Here is a 15,461-nt window from a genome sequence, read left to right as displayed (position 1 = left end):
TTGCCCAGTGCCGGCAGCCACCGCCGAGTCGGTGCCCGCCGGCACCTCGACGAGGCTGCGCCTACCTGCGGTGGTCACCGCGATGTCTCGGCGTGTTGACAGGCGTTCAGCCGGCACTACATTTAACGTGTTGGTTAAGTGAGGTGGGAGGCTCTGGTGTCTGGCAGCGATCAACTCAGCGCGGTGTTCTCGGCGCTCGCCGACCCGACTCGACGGGCGATCCTCGCCGAGCTGGCCGACCGCGACGCCACGGTCACCGAGCTCACCGCTCCGTTCCCGATCTCGATGCCGGCGGTGTCGCGGCACCTGAAGGCCCTTGAGCGCGCGGGTCTCATCTCACGCACCCGGTCGGGGAAGTTGCGGATGAGTCGCATCGAGGCCGCCCCGCTGCGCGAAGCGGCCGAGTGGATCGAGCGCTACCGGCGGTTGTGGGATACGTCCCTCACCCGCCTCGACGCCCACCTCGCGGCCGTCCAGGCCGCTGGTCGCCCAACGGATCGAACGGCCCACGGCGCGGCGATTCCCGACACCGAATCGCCGAGCAAGCCTCACGACAAGGAGAATTGATGGACAACGACAAGCCGCCAATCGTCATCTCACGCGTGGTGGACGCGCCACGGGAGCTGGTCTACCGGGCTTTCACCGACCCGGACCACCTGGCCGCATGGTGGGGGCCGATCGGCAACTCACTGCCCCGCGAGGAGATGGACTTCGACGTCCGGCCTGGCGGCTACCAGCGGTGGACCGAGGTCTTCCCGACCCAACCCGGCCTTCGAGTCGCCGTCCACGTCGACCTCACCGACGTCGTCGACGGCGAACTGCTCGACGGCGTCGCGCACGTCACCGGGCAACTGCCGGAGGGCATTGAGCCGCACGAGACGAGGATGCGGGTCGAGTTCCACGACGAGGCCGATGGACGGACGCGCCTCGAGATCCGTCAGTGGCTCCCGGGGCGGGTGGTCGGCCCCGCCGACCAGGGTTGGAACGAGGCCTTCTCCAAACTGGACGCCACACTGCGGAATGCCCACCCCGTCGCAGTGCACGTCGAGGTGTAACGCCATGGCCAAGCTGATCTACGTGACGAACGTGTCCCTCGACGGTTACATCGAGGACGAACACGGCAGGTTCGACTGGACCCCACCCGACGACGAGTACCTCGCGTTCATCACCGACCTGGTTCGGCCCATGGGCACCTACCTCTACGGCCGGCGTCTGTACGAGTCGATGGCCCTCTGGGAAACCGACCCTGCCCTGGCTGCACACTCGAAGCTCACCGCCGACTTCGCCGACGTCTGGCAGGCAGCGGCCAAGGTCGTCTACACCACCACCCTGGACGCGACCTCGACCGCCAGGACCCGGCTCGAACGGAGCTTCGACCCCGCCTCGGTACGCGCCGTGAAAGCCTCGGCCACCAGTGACCTCACCATCGGGGGCGCACATCTCGCGGCGCAGGCATTCCAGGCCGGGCTGATCGACGAGTGTCACCTGCTGATCCATCCCATCCTCACCGGCGGAGGCAAGCCCGGGTTGCCCAGCGGCACCCGCCTTGACCTGGAGCTACTGGGCAATCACCGATTCAGCAGCGGTGTCGTCCACCTGCACTACCGCATCCGCACCTGAGACGGTCGTCGGCGTCACCGGCCTCACAGGATGTCGGTGACGCCGACTGGCCGCCGAGCAGGCACGCAGGCGTCGTTCGACGACGCCGCAGGACGTGGGTACGGTGACACTGTGCTCTCGGTCGTGAAGGGTCTGTCCCGGTACCACACCGAGGAGTCGCTGCGCTCCCACCTGCTGGAGCGCTCACATCGCACCGAGAACGGCTGCCTGGTCATCGAAGGTTACGGGCGGCGACGCGGGGTGCACCAGAAGGTCGCCGGCCGCGCCTGGGCGCACATTGCCGCGTACGTCGTCCTCGTCGGCGGGTACGACCCCGCCCTCGACGTCGACCAGACCTGCGGCGCCGCCGACTGTATCGAGCCGACACATCTGCGCCAGCTCAGCCGGGCAGAGGCCTGCCGCAGCCGCAACCAGGTGGCACAGTGCCGCAACGGCCACGACCGTGAGATCGACCAGGCCACCGGCCGGTACCGTCGGGTCTGTCGCAGTTGCAACCGGGAGGCCCAGCGCCGGTGGCGTGAACGTGAGGCCGCCGAGGTAGCCCAGGCCCGCGCCGCGTACGGCCGCTCGTAGCGATCGTCCTGAGATGACCAGTTTCCCCGTGACCGCCCGCCGGGTGCGTGACGAAAGCCTCAGCCCTCGACGGCGCCGGTCGCACCTACGGGACTGCCTCTACCACTTCGCGCCGTACGGCTTCCACGCCACCTGGCATCACCTGGCGACCCGGCACCGCATCCCCCGCGACATCGAAGCCGATCCCCCGTCGCTGGTCCGGGCCCTCGGTGAACTCGAGACAGCCCGCGCTCTGGTGCTGGCAAGGGCAGTCGCCTTCGCGGCCCAGCGGCGACTGCAGAAACAGGCAGGCCGACGAACCCCCACAACGCCGCATCCGTGGGACTCGTGGGGTTGCCACGACATCGCCTACTGCCCCGATCCGCAGAAGCATCCCACCGAAGTGCTCTCCATCGTGGTGGGGCGGGTGCTCGATGCGTACGCCGCAGGGGTCGACCTGGCCGGACGATGCCTGGTCTGCGGCGACGAGGATTCCCGCCCGGGAAGGGCCTGCCGAAACTGCGGCGTCGTACCCGACGGGTATCGCAACTCGGTCTGAAGGATCAGGAGCAGTGCGGTTGCCGCGGTAGCAGGCGCCCCCGCAATCCGGTGACCAGCAAGCGCGCTCGCGTCGGTGTCTGACGGGACGTCTCGGTCAGGGGTCGATCAGTCTCCAGTCTCCTTCGGAGATGACCTCGACGGTGCCATCGACCACCTTGATGGCGGTGTTGTCGTCGATGGCGTAGGTCGGGACCGGGATTCCGGACGCCCACTTCTGAATGTCGGACAGCTCGGTGTCCTCCATGTCCGGATGGTTGAGGTGGGGGTACAGCGTGAAATCCACCAGTCCCAGCGCCCGGTCGGCACCCTGCGCCATGTCGCTGCCGTCGGGGACGAATTGCCTGTCGAATTCGGCGTCGCAGTTGTACGGGGTGACCGCGATGCTCCCGGCGCTGACCCCCACATAAACCGTGTCACTCAGCGACGGCAGGAGGTCGGCCAGGCCCGACTGGCGCATCCAGTAGGTCAGGTACAGCACATCGCCGCCCCAGACCAGGAGGGCATCGGCGCCCCGCACCGCCGGGACCCAGTTCTCTTCTCGAATGGTCGGCAGCGCGGTGAGCTCCAACACGCCCAGGGATTTCCAACCGAGCTCAGACAGCGGGATCGAAGGTCGGCCGTGGATCGCCTTCCATGCCCTCTCGCCTCCGCCGGGGAAGGGGTAGACACCAGTGGGGACGAACAGGGCTGTGGCCTCGGCGATCGGTTTGCCCAGCAGGTCGACGAGCGCGTCGGAGATGCTGGGGTTGCAGATGCCCGACGACGTGAGAAGAAATTTCATCGATCCGCTCTCCTCAGCCACCCAATGACGGCGATCGCGTTGCCCATGAGAACCAGCGTCCCGGCTCGGCTCGTTCTCACTCATCTCGATCATCGTCGACCGATGTCGGCCTTGGCGAGGACCGGTCGGCTCACATCCTGGTTGTCGATGACGACGTCCGCGCGTTCGTGCGGCGCGCAGGCGGCGAAGTACAGCCGCTGGCCGCCGACGTAGCGGCCGAGGCTGGAATGTTCGGGATCCGGATGCGAGCCGTCGCGTCGGGCCATCCGTGCGACGGTGACCGCGAACGGCGCGTCAAGGAAGACGGAGAAGTCCCAGAACTCCATCAACTCGTCACGGTGCAGGAACAGCCCGTCGACGATGAGTACCGTGCCCGGCGCCGCGGCCCGCCACGGAAGGTCCAGGGCCTCGTCGGTCCGAAGATCGTGGGCAGCGGGACGGTAACGGCGAGAGCCCTCGGGACCGAACGGCTCCAGCACGTTGTGGACGAGGGCTCCGTAGTCGTAACTGTCGAGCCAGAAGCCTTCCGGCGAATCCTGGCCCCGGCGACGCCGCACAGAACGACGGTGATGAAAGTCGTCGGCCGACACGTGCACGACAGGACGTCCCCGGCCGCTTAGCACCGCCGCCATCTCGCCGGCGAACGTGGACTTACCCACCCCATCGACCCCGTCCACGGCCACCCGTACGCACTGCGGGGCGGGGAGCGTCGGAACCATGTCAGCGACGTCGTCAAGCAACTGCCCCCGCACGAGGCCCACGTCGTTCCTCCGTTCAGGACCGGAAGCGCAGCACGCCCCACGGATCGTGGAAATCATCCTGGCAGACGCCTCACCAGCAGCGGCTCACATTAAGCCCGTCGGGACAGGACAGTCGGCTTGTCTGGGACTTACACCATCCTCAGCCGTTAGGCAGCATAACTGTCATTATGGTGCCTGTACGTTTCGCGCCTTTCGTCCCAGGTAATTAACGGATTATCGTTAATTACAATCCAGTATTTGGCTCCCCTGGCCCCGGCCACTAGCGTCAGCTCCGCCTCAAGAACGCGTTGGCTTCGCGGACCTCACGCGCTGAGGATGTGGGCATGGATGACCACGGCGCGAACGCGGTCGGCGAGCACGAGGAAGCGCTACCCGGGGGCAACATGGGGGGCGCGACACGTGTCGGTGCCACCGTTCGGCGCGGTGCCGGGGCTTGGAGCCCGACGATTCAACGCCTGCTACGACATCTGCGTGAGCACGGCGTCACCTGGGCTCCGCAGCCACTCGGGACCGATGAGCACGGACGCGACAGCGTCTCGTACCTGCCGGGCATCGTGCCGCGGTACCCGTTGCCGGACTGGATCTGGAGCGACGCCGTCCTCACCGATGCCGGTGTCTACCTCGGACAACTTCACCAGGCCAGCGCCAGCTTCGACACCGTCGGTGGAGTGTGGCAGTTCCCGGTGCGGCAGCCAGCTGAGGTCATCTGTCACAACGACTTCGCGCCGTACAACATGGTCTTCACCGACCGGCGGCTCACCGGAGTCATCGACTGGGACACGGCCTCTCCCGGTCCCCGGTCGTGGGACCTGGCCTACCTCGCCTACCGACTGGTGCCGCTGGCCCATCCCGACAACGGCGACGCAATCGGCAGTGACCTGGGCGAACGGGCACGTCGGCTGCGCGTGCTCTGTGATGCCTACGGCTCGGAGCAAGGCCCTGCTCACGTCCTTCAGGTCGCAGCCCTTCGGCTACACGACCTCGCCGTCTTCACCGAGGCGCGGGCTGATCAGGGCCAGGAGGACATTCGCGGTCACGTCGGGCTCTACCGACGCGACGCGAGGTGGATCACCGCGAATGCCGATCGGCTGATCCTCCATGACACCTGATCAGATAGGCCGCCCAGCGTCGACCTTGCGCGTGCGGCACCGCAGCCAGCATCGCCTGCGCCCGGACTCCTACCGAGCCCACCCACGCCGTGTTCGTCGACGCCCGGGCCGACCTCCGCCCGGCGCGGCTGCTCGCAGTGTGCTGGCTGGTGGCCGCCGTCGATGGGACCCGCTCCGCATGCGGATCACGGTGGTGTTGACCGATCCGATGGTCAAGATCTTGGGTCGGCTCCGGGCCCGGGCAACAGATCGATGTCCGTAGCCCGCATGGGCTGTTCGCACTCCGAGCACCGTAGTTCCACGTGACTAATCTTGCCGCAGGCGTGGTGGCGGTAGAGCACCGGCGGGCCGGCCTCGCCCGCCGTCCACCGGTCACCCCACCGCACCATGACAAGCAGCAGATCACAGAGCTCCTGCCCCTTGTCGGTGAGCAGGTATTCGTGCCGGACCGGCCGGGCGGAATACTCACGCCGGGCCAGGACGCCCTGTTCGACCAGCCAGTTCAGCCGCTCGGCGAGCACCTTGCGGGACATGCCGAGTCCGCGCTGGAGTTGTTCGAAGCGGTGCGTGCCGCCGTAGACGTCCCGCAGGATCAGCGGAGACCACGGCTCACCGATGATGTCGAGGGTGCGGGCGATCGAGCACGCCATGGCGCCGAACTGCGTTCGCTGCATGACGCCACGATACGCAAGATGGTTCCTTCAGGGAACTGACTCTGTTAGCGTCGCATCAGTCCATCTCCTTAAGGAACGGACTGGTCTTTGCCCCCTCCACACGCGTCTGGAAGCCGAGAGAGGCCCGCATGAACCATCCGCCGATCGTGTCGACCGAGGACTGGCAAGAGGCAGTGAACACCTTGCGCGTCCACGAAAAGGCACTCACCCGCCAGCTCGACGCGGTAGCCGCGGCACGTCGCCGGCTGCCGATGACACCGGTCGAGCAGGACTACGTGTTCGAGGGCCCGTCCGGGCCTGTCAGTCTGACCGACTTGTTTCAAGGCCGCCGCCAGCTCATCGTGTACACCTTCATGTGGCACGGCGTCGACGCTGTCTGCTCCGGCTGCTCGCTGTTCACCGACAACGTCGGGCACCCGGCCCACCTCAACGTCCGCGACGTCACCCTGGCGTTGACGTCCCATGGCCCACTGGACGACCTGCTGGCGCTGCGGCGGCGAATGGGTTGGACCCTGCCCTGGTACTCGTCACTGAACAACAGCTTCAACGCCGACATGGGAACCGGCGACGGATTCGCGCTGAACGTCTTCCTCCGTGCCGAGGACCGGATCTTCCGCACCTACACCACCACCGCCAGGGGCGTGGAACGCCTCGGCAGCAACTGGACCTTCCTCGACCTGACGCCATACGGCCGACAGGAGACCTGGGAGGACTCGCCGGAAGGCTGGCCGCAGACCCAGCCCTACCAGTGGTGGCGGCTGCACGACGAGTACGACACGACAGATGATGCGTCATGACAGTCGACACGCCAGTCGCTGAGCTTCTCTTCCGGCAGGACGATGCAACACCCTTCAACACCGACCTGGCGACACTCAAGCCCTGGAGCCAGGCATTGGCCTGTCTGGAGTCCGCGCACAAGTGTTGGCTGTCCACTGTCGGACCGGACGGCCGCCCACATGCCGCGCCGGTGATGGTGGTGCTGGTGGATGGGGTGCCGCGCATCGCGAGCCGCCCGACCTCCCGCAAGAGCCGGAACCTGGCCCGCAACCCCCGCGCTGTCATCACGGTGAGCAGCGACGACCTCGACCTGGTGGTCAGCGGTGGAGCTCACCAGGTTTCGGGCGGCACCGCGCTGCGCCGGGTGGCCGCCGCCTCCGCGACAAAGTACGACTGGACGTTCGCCATCAGGGACGGACGAGTCCATGACGAGAGTCTGCCGGGATCGCCCGAGTATGCCTTCTACGAGGTCTCCCCCGTCCGGGCTTTCGGCTACGGCCCGGACGGGCTGACCGCGACCCGTTGGCGGTTCCACCAAACCTGAGTGACCGGGCTCGGGGCGTCGCCCCGAGCCCGTCCGCCGATGGTTGGTCTGGGCCACACTTTTCACCTCGATGCCGAGGCCGGTGGCCTGAGATCAGTGGGCGGGCTCGCCGAACCAGCGGGAAAGGTGGTCGTCCAGGTCCCGCTGGCCGTCGCCGATCCAGGCGACGTGGCCGTCGGGGCGGAGCAGGACACCCGGAACGTCCAGTGCCGCAGTCGAATCCGCGACGTGATCGACCCGGTCCGACCAGCCGCCGACGGTGAGGCGTTCGGTGCGGTCCAGCAGCAGACCGCGGCCGCGGTGCAGCAGACCGTAGAGGTGGCCCTGTTTCACGTCCAGGTCGGGCAGACGGCGACCGAGCAGGTTGGGGCCGGGGCCGAAGTCGTAGCGGATACCGATGGCGGTGATCTTCTCCAGCAGATGGAGGTTCACCTCGTCGAAGTCCATCAACTCGATGAGCAGCCTGCGTACGGCCTGGGCGCCCGGTTCGGTGGACAGCAGCTCCGTCTGGGCGCGGGTGTTGTCCAGCACCGCCTCGGCGACCGGACGGCGTTCGGCCTGGTAGGTGTCCAGCAGTGCCTCCGGCGCCCAGCCGCGGATCCGCGCGGCCAGTTTCCAGCCGAGGTTGAACGCGTCCTGGACGCCCAGGTTGAGGCCCTGTCCACCGATGGGCGGATGGATGTGCGCCGCGTCGCCGGCCAGCAACACCCGCCCGACCCGATACCTGTCGGCCAGCCGGGTGGCGTCGCCGAAGCGGGACAACCAGCGCGGGGAGTGCACGCCGAAGTCGGTCCCGGCGATGGCGCGCAGCTGGCGTTTGACGTCGTCGAGGGTGGGCGGTTCGGCGCGGTCGCTGACCCCGACGGCGGGAACCAGGACGCTGTAGACCCCGACGCCCGCGGGCCGGAGCCAGAACCGCTGGTGGGTCTCGCGGATCTCGGCCACCTTCGCGGCGATCTCCTCCTGCGAAACGCCCACCTCCACTTCGCCCATCAAGCTCTCGGTCCGTGCGGGTTCGCCGGGAAAGCCGACGCCGAGCAGTTTGCGCACCGTGCTGCGCCCGCCGTCGCAGCCGATGAGGTAGCGCGAGCGCAGCTGTTCCCCGTCGGCCAGCTCGACTGTCACACCCTCGTCGTCCTGCTCGAACCCGGCAACCGCCCGACCGCGCCGGACCTGCGCGCCCAGTTCGATGGCGTGCTCTTCGAGCAGCCGTTCGATGACCGGCTGCGGGATACCCAGCAGGTAGGCGTACCGGGAATCCAGGCCAGTGGGCGCGGGCTTGGCGATGGCGGCGAAGTAGGCGCTGGCCGGACGCTGCCGCCCGTGCGGGAGGATGCGGTCCAGCAGCCCGCGCATCGCCATCAGCTCGAGACTGCGGATGTGCAGGCCGACGATCCGGACGGCCGACGCCGGTTCGGTCTCCTTCTCCAGGACGAGGACCCGCACGTCGTGCAGTCGTAGTTCGGCGGCGAGCACCGCACCGGTCGGCCCGCAGCCGGCAATGATCACGTCGTACGTGCGGGGCGTGCGATCGGTCGACGGGGGCTCGGCGCTGAATTGCGGAGGGTACATAGGTGTTGCCTTTCGGGAGTGCCGTGTTGGCAAGGCGCTCCCGGCGACACCTACGTCAATCGCCCGACCATGACGGTAAGAGGGAGTACCCACATCGCTACAACGTTCATGGGTCTCACCTCCTCGGGCGGTGTCACGGTCGACTGCAAGCTATCTCCCCCAACGTGATCCCGTCGAGTCGTTTCCTCGCCAGGTGATCACGGCGTTGGGTGGGTCAGCGATCGGTGAAGCCACTCGGCCATCAGCGCGCGTTCGGCGTCGGTGAGCCCCGGGAGGTCGGGCAGCACCGTCGCGAAGGTCACCGCTACCGCGTTCGCGCTCGTGTCGGGTGTGGCCGGAGTTGTGGTGGGGCTCTGGCTCAGGCGGAACGACAGTGGGTGGCGGTTCGCGCGGTTGGGCGAAATCCGAGCCGCTGGTAAAGGTGTCCGGGCACGGGGTAGGCGGCGTCCCACGGGGGTAGACGACGGCGCGGGTGGCGCCGGCTGCCCGGAGCGCGTGCAGGCAGGCCAGGCTGACCGCGGCGCCGCGTTGCGCTGCCAGGCGAGGTCACCGATGTGCCATCGGCTCGCCGGTGTCCAGGAGCGTTGGACGGCACGCTGCATGGCGATCAGGTCCTCGGGTCCTGAGTAGTCTCGCCGCCGCATCTGCCTCCTCCGCCGGGTAGAGAACACCCTGCTGACATTCAGGCGCAAGGTCAACTGGTTCGGCCAGCGTCGTCCGCCCGGCGGGTGCGCGATCGACGCCGCGCTCCGCTCGGCCAGCCCGACTTTCGTCCGGAGTTGACCCTCGACCGGGTTGAGGCCCGACCATCGGCGACATGACCGACCAGGCGACCGTCGACCCGACCATGACCCGCATCATCGAGGCCGTGCAGCTCGGCCAGAGCGGCGCACCTGCCCGAGCCCGTGAGCTGCTCACCGTGTTGTGGGACGAACTCGGCCCCACCGGTGACGCCCTGCACCGCTGCACCCTGGCGCACTACCTCGCCGACCTGCAGGACACCACCGAGGCGGAGTTGGCCTGGGACGAACGTGCCCTGGCCGCCGTGTCCGACCTGACCGACGAACGCGCCCAGCGGTATCTGTCCTCGCTCCAGGTCCAGGCGTTCCTGCCGTCGCTGTACCTCAACCTGGCCGACTGCCACCGGCGTCTGGGCAACGTCGGCCCGGCCCGGGAGAACCTCGCCCTGGCCCGTGAACACCTAAAACGGCTACCGGACGACCCGTACGGCGAGAGCATCCGCGTCGCGGTCCGGGACTTCGTCGAGGACGATCCGACCGACCGTCGGCGGTAGCGGTCGGGTCGGTCACCGATCTCGGCGAGCGACGCCCGTGCGGTATTCCTGGGGCGAACGTCCGTAGTGGGCACGGAAGAGGCGGCTGAAGTGGGCCTTGTCCGGGAAACCCCAACGGGCGGCGATGGACTGGATCGACTGCCGCAGCAGCGGGTTGCCGAGATCACGCCGGCACTGCTCCAGGCGCTTGGCGCGGATGAGTTCGGTAACCGTCGTCGACTCCGCCTCGAACAGGCGGTGCAGCGACCGCGGCGAGATGTGGTGGGCGGCGGCGACGCTGCGAGGGCTGAGCTCGTCACTGTCGAGGTGGCGGTCGATGAAGTCGACGACCCGGGCCCGCAGTGCGGTCTGCCGCGCCTCCGGTGACAGGGTGTCCTCGATGTCGAGGTACTGAGCGAGCGCGGCAGTGAGCAGGTCCACCGCCACCCCGCCCAGGATCTCGGCCTGGGCCGGCTCGAACTGCTCCGGGTGCGCCGCGATGCTGCGCAGGTGGTGGGCCAACAGCCCGCCGACGCCGAGGTGCGACGGCATCGGCGTGGCCAGGAGGCGGCGGAGGCGGTCCGGCGCCAGCGGCAGCGCCGCGTGCGGTATCTGCACGGTGATCGAGGTGGCGGGACCGAGACCGTCCGCGCGATGCCGGGCGACGTGCGGCCGTGCGGTGTCCAAGAGGGTGAAGTGGTTCGCGGCTTCCAGCGTGGACTCGGTGCGGTCCTGGATCAAGGTGCTGTGACCCGTCAGTGGTAGCGCGAGTTGATACACGTCCCCCTCGGCTCGGCGGACCAGTGTCGTGGGCCGGATCGAGTCCAGCGACGGGTAGCGCAGCGAGGTCATCCGGATGCGGCCGAGATCGATGGCCTGCGCGTAGGCCACGAAGTTGTCCAGATGGCCGCTGCTGATGTGCGCCGGCGCGGTCTCCTGGGCGACCAGGGCATACCAGAACGCGAAACGGTCCGCCGGGGGCAGCACCGTCGTGTCCACCACAAGGTTGGGCAACACTCCGTTCGCCTCCCCCCATATGCGAGGATGGATTCTTGCATGCTTCGACTGTCTCTACCCACAACGCGGTTTCCACGCCCGGTGCTGCCCGGAGGGTTGGCGAATGTCGGCGGTGACCGGCGCCGACATTCGGGAGGCGGCCGACGAGATGACCCGGGTGCTGCTGCCACACCGGGAACGCGACTGGTCGGTGCCGGCGGGCTCGCTGAGCTGGAGCTGCTGGACCACAGCGGCGCACGTCGCGCACGACCTCCTCGCGTACGCGGGCCAGGTCACCGGCCGCCCAGATGACGGCTATCTGCCGTACGACCTGCGGGTCTCCCCCGACGCGAGCCCGACGCAGGTGCTCACAGTGGTGCGGGCCTGCGCCGGTCTGCTCGCCGCGGCCGTCGACGCCGCCGGGCCGGAGGCGCGGGCCTGGCACTTCGGCGCGTGCGATCCGGCCGGCTTCGCCGCCATGGGCGTGGCCGAGACCGTGCTGCACACCCACGACGTCACCGTCGGTCTCGGCGTGCCGTGGCAGCCGCCGCAGCGGCTGAGCGCGCTGGTGCTGCGGCGACTCTTCCCGGACGCCCCGCCCGGGGCGGCGCCCGAGGTGCTGCTCTGGATGACCGGCCGCGGTGAGCTGCCCAGCCGGGCCCGGCGCACCTCCTGGAGCTGGCGGGCCGCGGTCGACTGACTCGCACCGACGGTGAGGGCCGGGTGGTCGCCTGCCGGGCGACCACCCGGTTGGAGCGTCAGGGTCAGGTCCAGCTGATGCCACGGTTGCGAACGCTGCGCATGCCCGTCTCCTCTCTGCTCGGTGACGGCCCCCGTGCCCGCCAGGTGACCTCAGCGTCGGCCACGGACTGCTTCGGCGGTACCGGTGTCGGCGTTCGGAGTCGTTCGGGCTTGTTCGACCGGAGACTCGGACGTGGCAGGTGTGGAGTCGTGCCGCCGTGGCCACAGCGGCACGACAGCGAGAACCGCCACCGCGCCCGCCAATCCGCTGAACCCGATCACCGTGGTGGCCGGCCACCGCTCGGCACCCAGACCCGCGAGGACCATCGCCGTCCCCTGCAGCCCACTGAGACCGGTGATGGCCACCCCGAACGCGCGTCCCCGGTACTGCGTCGGCACCGCCCGGCCGAACAACGCGTTCACAGGGATGGCGAAGGCGCTCGCGGCTCCGGCCAGCACCAACAACAGGAGCATCATCCACAGCGGAGGGACGAGCCACGCCACCGTCAGCACGCCGGCCGACATCGCGGCCAACGGCAGGATGAGCCGTGGCCGGGCCGCCGGTGGACAGAACCGGGTGAGCGCGACCCCGCCGAGGGACATCCCCAACGGCGCCGCCGCCAGCAACAGCCCGACGGTGGCGGCGCCGCCACCGTACTGTCGGGCCAGCGGCGCCATCAGCCCCTCGGCCGCGTAGGTGAAGGCGCTGGCCGTCCACAGGAGGAGAACGTAGGACCGCAGCCGGGGATCGGCGAAGATCACCCGCAGGCCAACCGCCCGGGCCTCACCGGTCGGGCTCGACCGCGGTCGGGGCGCGGGGCGCGAACGCACACCGATCCCGATCAGAAGTGCCGACACCAGAAACGTGCCGGCATCCACCAGCAGGGCACCGCGCAGCGACAGCACCGCCACCAGACTCCCCCCGACGGCGAAGCCGACCACCTGCACGACCTGGGCGCAGATGTTGTCCACGCCGTTGGCCACCGCGTAGCGGTCGTCGTCGAGCACCTCCGGCATCAACGCCGCCCGCGCCGCCACGAACGGTGGCCGCATCAGGTTGACCACGAAGAGGAGCACCACCAGGGCTTGCGCGGGGAGGCCCGGCAGCGCCGCCAGCGGGATGAGCGCCGCGCGGCCAAGGTCGCACGTGATCATCACGCTTCGCCGGGGGAACCGGTCGGCCAGGCCGGACAGCAGCGGTCCGCCGGTGAGCCAGGCCAGGTAGGAACTGGCGTACGCGGCCGCCGCCAGCGCGGCCGAGCCGGTTTCGCTGAAGACGAGCCACGCCACGGTCACGGCCGTGAGCTGGTCACCGGCCAGGGACAGCAGGTACGCACCGAACAGGTGGCGGTACTCGCGTACCGCGAACACCTCGGCGTACGTCGCGGCGCGCTCGGTCACGTCGCCCCGTCCCTCCCGCGCCGGCGGTCATCTGGGCGCTCGGCCCCGACCGTATCCGCGTTCGCGTCGTCGAGGCCGGGAGCAGGCGTTCGGACCTGTTCGGATCCGTTCGCGACAGGTGCGGACGGTCGGCGCGGGGATGGGCTGCCCGGCTACCCGGGATGCAGCGAGTGCCGGTGGCCGTCGAGTGGGAAGGGCGGCCGGGCCGGCAGCACCTCCTGGAACACGAAGCCGCACTTCTGCGCCACCCGGCAGGACGCGACGTTGTCCACCTGGTGCAGCAGGTCGAGACGCGTCACCTCGGGGAACCTGTCGAACGCCCAGCGGCTCAGCGCGGTGACCGCACGCGGGGCGACGCCGCGGCCGCGTGCCCACGACGCCGTCCAATAGCCGACCTCCGGGGCCGGACGCTGCGGCGTTACCCCCTTGAGCACCACGTTGCCCACCAGCGGGGCGCCGTCGGCCTGCTCGTCGAGGACGGCGAAGGTGTACCGCCGCCCGTCGGCCCAGTCGCGCAGCGCGCCGTCCAACCACCGTCGGGCCTCGGCGGGGGTGGTCACCGGAGTTCTGGTCCAGCGGCGCAGGACCGGATCCCGGTACGCCCGCACCAGCTCATCCAGGTCGTCGGCGCACCACTGCCGCAGGACGACACCCGGCGTCGAGGGCATGTCGGGTGACCGAGATTCGATCATCATCGGCACAGTCTGCCGTGGCAGTGGCCGGGGGTCAGCCCCGACGGCGCCACCGACGCCACCAGCTACGGCGGGGCCGGCGCGTCGGCGGCAGAACGACCGCCGCTTCGGTGCCGGTCGTCGTCACCGTGGGACGGGCACGTTCGGCGCGCCAACGGCGGACCACGTCCTCGGCGTTCACCGGGCGCACCGCGACCCGGGGGCCGTCGTCGGGGAAGCGCAGCCACGCCACGATCTGCGCGTTCAGCTGCCCCACGAAGTCGCGGACGGACTGTTCGGTGGGCAGGTCACGGACCTCGTCGGGGACCTGCTCGATGCGTCGGCGCAGTTGCAGCGACGTGGGCAGGAGCAGGTCGCTGGGGAGCGCCTCGCGCTCCAGGAAGCTCTTGATCCACCACGCCTCGTCGTACGGCGCCCCCCGACCGGGGATCGGCTTGCCCATGCCGGGCAGGTCGTCGAACTCGCCGCGCTGAACGGCGTCCTGAATCTTCGCCTCCACTGACGCTTCCCACGCCTCGGTCACCGTGCGGCACCTCCCTGGCCACCGTAACGCGCCGCCTCCGGCCGGCGACACGCACTTGCCAGGGGTCAGCACGTCCGCGACGGCGCGCATTCCCGCCGACTGTGGCGCCGTTGCGCCGAACGTGAGTGGATCACCACGGATCGCAGGCCACGGCCTGTCAGGTGGCCCTGGGGTGGGATGTTCATCCCGATTACGGTCGGTGTGGGGACTACCGAACGGGGGAAGCGTCGTGGTGAGTACTGGTGCACTGCTGGGTATCGCGTTGGTGGCGTTGGGGCTGGTGCTCACGCCCGGCCCGAACATGGTCTACCTGGTGTCCCGCTCGGTGGCGCAGGGCCGTCGAGCCGGTCTGGTCTCGCTGCTCGGGGTGGCCGCCGGCTTCGGCGTCTACCTGGCGGCGGCGGTCGCCGGCCTGGCCACCGTCTTCGTCCTGGTGCCGACGCTGTACGCGGTGGTGAAGCTGGCCGGCGCCGGCTACCTGCTCTGGCTGGCCTGGCGGACACTGCGTCCGGGCGGGCACTCGCCGTTCACGCCCGCGCCGCTGCCGCCGGACCCGCCCCGGCGGCTGTTCACCATGGGCCTGGTCACCAACCTGCTGAACCCGAAGATCGCGATCCTCTACGTGTCGCTGCTACCGCAGTTCATCGACCCGACGCGGGGGCATCTGGCCACGCAGAGCCTGCTGCTCGGTCTGACCCAGATCGTCGTGGCGCTGAGCGTGAACGCGCTGATCGTGCTCAGCGCCGGCTCGCTGGCCGGGTTCTTCGCCCGCCGGCCGGTGTGGTTGCGGGTGCAGCGGTGGGTGACCGGCACGGCGCTCGCGGCGCTGGCCGTGCGGATCGCCGCCGACCGGTCGCGCGCGGCCGTCGCCACGCCCTGACCCG

At 69.4% G+C, this 15,461-nt stretch carries 19 protein-coding genes; 11 read left to right on the top strand and 8 right to left on the bottom strand.

Annotated elements, in window-relative coordinates:
- The first annotated feature begins 156 nt into the window (after positions 1-156).
- The 5 genes from OG992_RS04615 to OG992_RS04595 all read left to right on the top strand — a co-directional run bounded on the left by OG992_RS04615 (position 157) and on the right by OG992_RS04595 (position 2,731).
- Positions 157-567, top strand: a complete 411-nt coding sequence (locus OG992_RS04615; protein WP_266302475.1) for a helix-turn-helix transcriptional regulator — start codon at positions 157-159, stop codon at positions 565-567.
- The gene (locus OG992_RS04610) at positions 567-1,055 is read left to right on the top strand and encodes an SRPBCC domain-containing protein (RefSeq protein ID WP_266302474.1); all 489 of its coding nucleotides are present in this window, start codon (positions 567-569) and stop codon (positions 1,053-1,055) included. Before OG992_RS04615 ends, OG992_RS04610 begins: the two co-directional genes overlap by 1 nt.
- Positions 1,056-1,059: 4 nt before the next feature.
- Positions 1,060-1,620 (top strand): dihydrofolate reductase family protein, encoded by a 561-nt coding sequence (locus OG992_RS04605; protein ID WP_266302473.1) that lies wholly within the window; start codon positions 1,060-1,062, stop codon positions 1,618-1,620.
- Between the two features lie 111 nt (positions 1,621-1,731).
- Complete coding sequence (locus OG992_RS04600; protein WP_266302472.1) at positions 1,732-2,193, top strand: HNH endonuclease; 462 nt, start codon at positions 1,732-1,734, stop codon at positions 2,191-2,193.
- Between the two features lie 13 nt (positions 2,194-2,206).
- A complete protein-coding gene (locus OG992_RS04595) occupies positions 2,207-2,731 on the top strand; it encodes a hypothetical protein (protein WP_266302471.1) in 525 nt (174 codons plus the stop codon).
- A 96-nt stretch (positions 2,732-2,827) separates the two neighbouring features.
- Here OG992_RS04595 and OG992_RS04590 read toward each other — a convergent pair whose 3' ends face one another.
- Positions 2,828-3,514 (bottom strand): Type 1 glutamine amidotransferase-like domain-containing protein, encoded by a 687-nt coding sequence (locus OG992_RS04590; protein ID WP_238685600.1) that lies wholly within the window; start codon positions 3,512-3,514, stop codon positions 2,828-2,830.
- Positions 3,515-3,603: 89 nt separating this feature from the next.
- Positions 3,604-4,275 (bottom strand): uridine kinase, encoded by a 672-nt coding sequence (locus tag OG992_RS04585; protein ID WP_266302470.1) that lies wholly within the window; start codon positions 4,273-4,275, stop codon positions 3,604-3,606.
- 323 nt (positions 4,276-4,598) lie between these two features.
- On the opposite strand from OG992_RS04585, the gene OG992_RS04580 reads away from it, so the two are divergent.
- On the top strand, positions 4,599-5,384 hold the full coding sequence (locus OG992_RS04580; RefSeq protein ID WP_266302469.1) for a phosphotransferase enzyme family protein: 786 nt from the start codon (positions 4,599-4,601) through the stop codon (positions 5,382-5,384).
- A 212-nt stretch (positions 5,385-5,596) separates the two neighbouring features.
- Here the strand turns inward: OG992_RS04580 and OG992_RS04575 are convergent, their stop codons facing one another.
- Positions 5,597-6,058 (bottom strand): helix-turn-helix domain-containing protein, encoded by a 462-nt coding sequence (locus tag OG992_RS04575; protein WP_266302468.1) that lies wholly within the window; start codon positions 6,056-6,058, stop codon positions 5,597-5,599.
- A gap of 128 nt (positions 6,059-6,186) precedes the next feature.
- Between OG992_RS04575 and OG992_RS04570 the strand changes: the two genes are divergently transcribed.
- Together OG992_RS04570 and OG992_RS04565 are read left to right on the top strand one after the other, a co-directional pair.
- On the top strand, positions 6,187-6,855 hold the full coding sequence (locus OG992_RS04570) for a DUF899 domain-containing protein (protein WP_266302467.1): 669 nt from the start codon (positions 6,187-6,189) through the stop codon (positions 6,853-6,855).
- Positions 6,852-7,379 (top strand): pyridoxamine 5'-phosphate oxidase family protein, encoded by a 528-nt coding sequence (locus OG992_RS04565; protein ID WP_266302466.1) that lies wholly within the window; start codon positions 6,852-6,854, stop codon positions 7,377-7,379. Before OG992_RS04570 ends, OG992_RS04565 begins: the two co-directional genes overlap by 4 nt.
- A 93-nt stretch (positions 7,380-7,472) precedes the next feature.
- Here OG992_RS04565 and rox read toward each other — a convergent pair whose 3' ends face one another.
- On the bottom strand, positions 7,473-8,951 hold the full coding sequence (rox, locus tag OG992_RS04560; protein WP_266302465.1) for a rifampin monooxygenase: 1,479 nt from the start codon (positions 8,949-8,951) through the stop codon (positions 7,473-7,475).
- A gap of 817 nt (positions 8,952-9,768) precedes the next feature.
- Here rox and OG992_RS04555 point away from each other — a divergent pair.
- Complete coding sequence (locus tag OG992_RS04555) at positions 9,769-10,245, top strand: hypothetical protein (RefSeq protein ID WP_266302464.1); 477 nt, start codon at positions 9,769-9,771, stop codon at positions 10,243-10,245.
- Positions 10,246-10,257: 12 nt separating this feature from the next.
- On the opposite strand, the gene OG992_RS04550 is transcribed toward OG992_RS04555, so the two are convergent.
- The gene (locus OG992_RS04550) at positions 10,258-11,241 is read right to left on the bottom strand and encodes a helix-turn-helix domain-containing protein (RefSeq protein ID WP_266302463.1); all 984 of its coding nucleotides are present in this window, start codon (positions 11,239-11,241) and stop codon (positions 10,258-10,260) included.
- A 103-nt stretch (positions 11,242-11,344) separates the two neighbouring features.
- On the opposite strand from OG992_RS04550, the gene OG992_RS04545 reads away from it, so the two are divergent.
- Positions 11,345-11,920 (top strand): maleylpyruvate isomerase N-terminal domain-containing protein, encoded by a 576-nt coding sequence (locus OG992_RS04545; RefSeq protein ID WP_266302462.1) that lies wholly within the window; start codon positions 11,345-11,347, stop codon positions 11,918-11,920.
- A 152-nt stretch (positions 11,921-12,072) separates the two neighbouring features.
- Here OG992_RS04545 and OG992_RS04540 read toward each other — a convergent pair whose 3' ends face one another.
- From OG992_RS04540 to OG992_RS04530, 3 genes are all read right to left on the bottom strand, one after another.
- Entirely contained in the window at positions 12,073-13,362 is a 1,290-nt protein-coding gene (locus OG992_RS04540; protein WP_266302461.1) for an MFS transporter, read from the bottom strand.
- A gap of 152 nt (positions 13,363-13,514) precedes the next feature.
- On the bottom strand, positions 13,515-14,057 hold the full coding sequence (locus OG992_RS04535) for a GNAT family N-acetyltransferase (protein ID WP_266302460.1): 543 nt from the start codon (positions 14,055-14,057) through the stop codon (positions 13,515-13,517).
- A gap of 31 nt (positions 14,058-14,088) precedes the next feature.
- Positions 14,089-14,577: a DUF1992 domain-containing protein gene (locus OG992_RS04530; RefSeq protein ID WP_266302459.1), complete on the bottom strand. Its 489-nt coding sequence runs from the start codon at positions 14,575-14,577 to the stop codon at positions 14,089-14,091.
- Between the two features lie 229 nt (positions 14,578-14,806).
- Here OG992_RS04530 and OG992_RS04525 point away from each other — a divergent pair, with 229 nt between their 5' ends.
- Entirely contained in the window at positions 14,807-15,457 is a 651-nt protein-coding gene (locus tag OG992_RS04525; RefSeq protein WP_266302458.1) for a LysE family translocator, read from the top strand.
- Positions 15,458-15,461 lie beyond the last annotated feature (4 nt).

The organism is Micromonospora sp. NBC_00362, assembly GCF_026342155.1.
GTDB lineage: Bacteria > Actinomycetota > Actinomycetes > Mycobacteriales > Micromonosporaceae > Micromonospora > Micromonospora hortensis.
The sequence above is the reverse complement of the archived record's forward strand: the minus strand, read 5'-3'. Positions and strand labels throughout refer to the sequence as shown.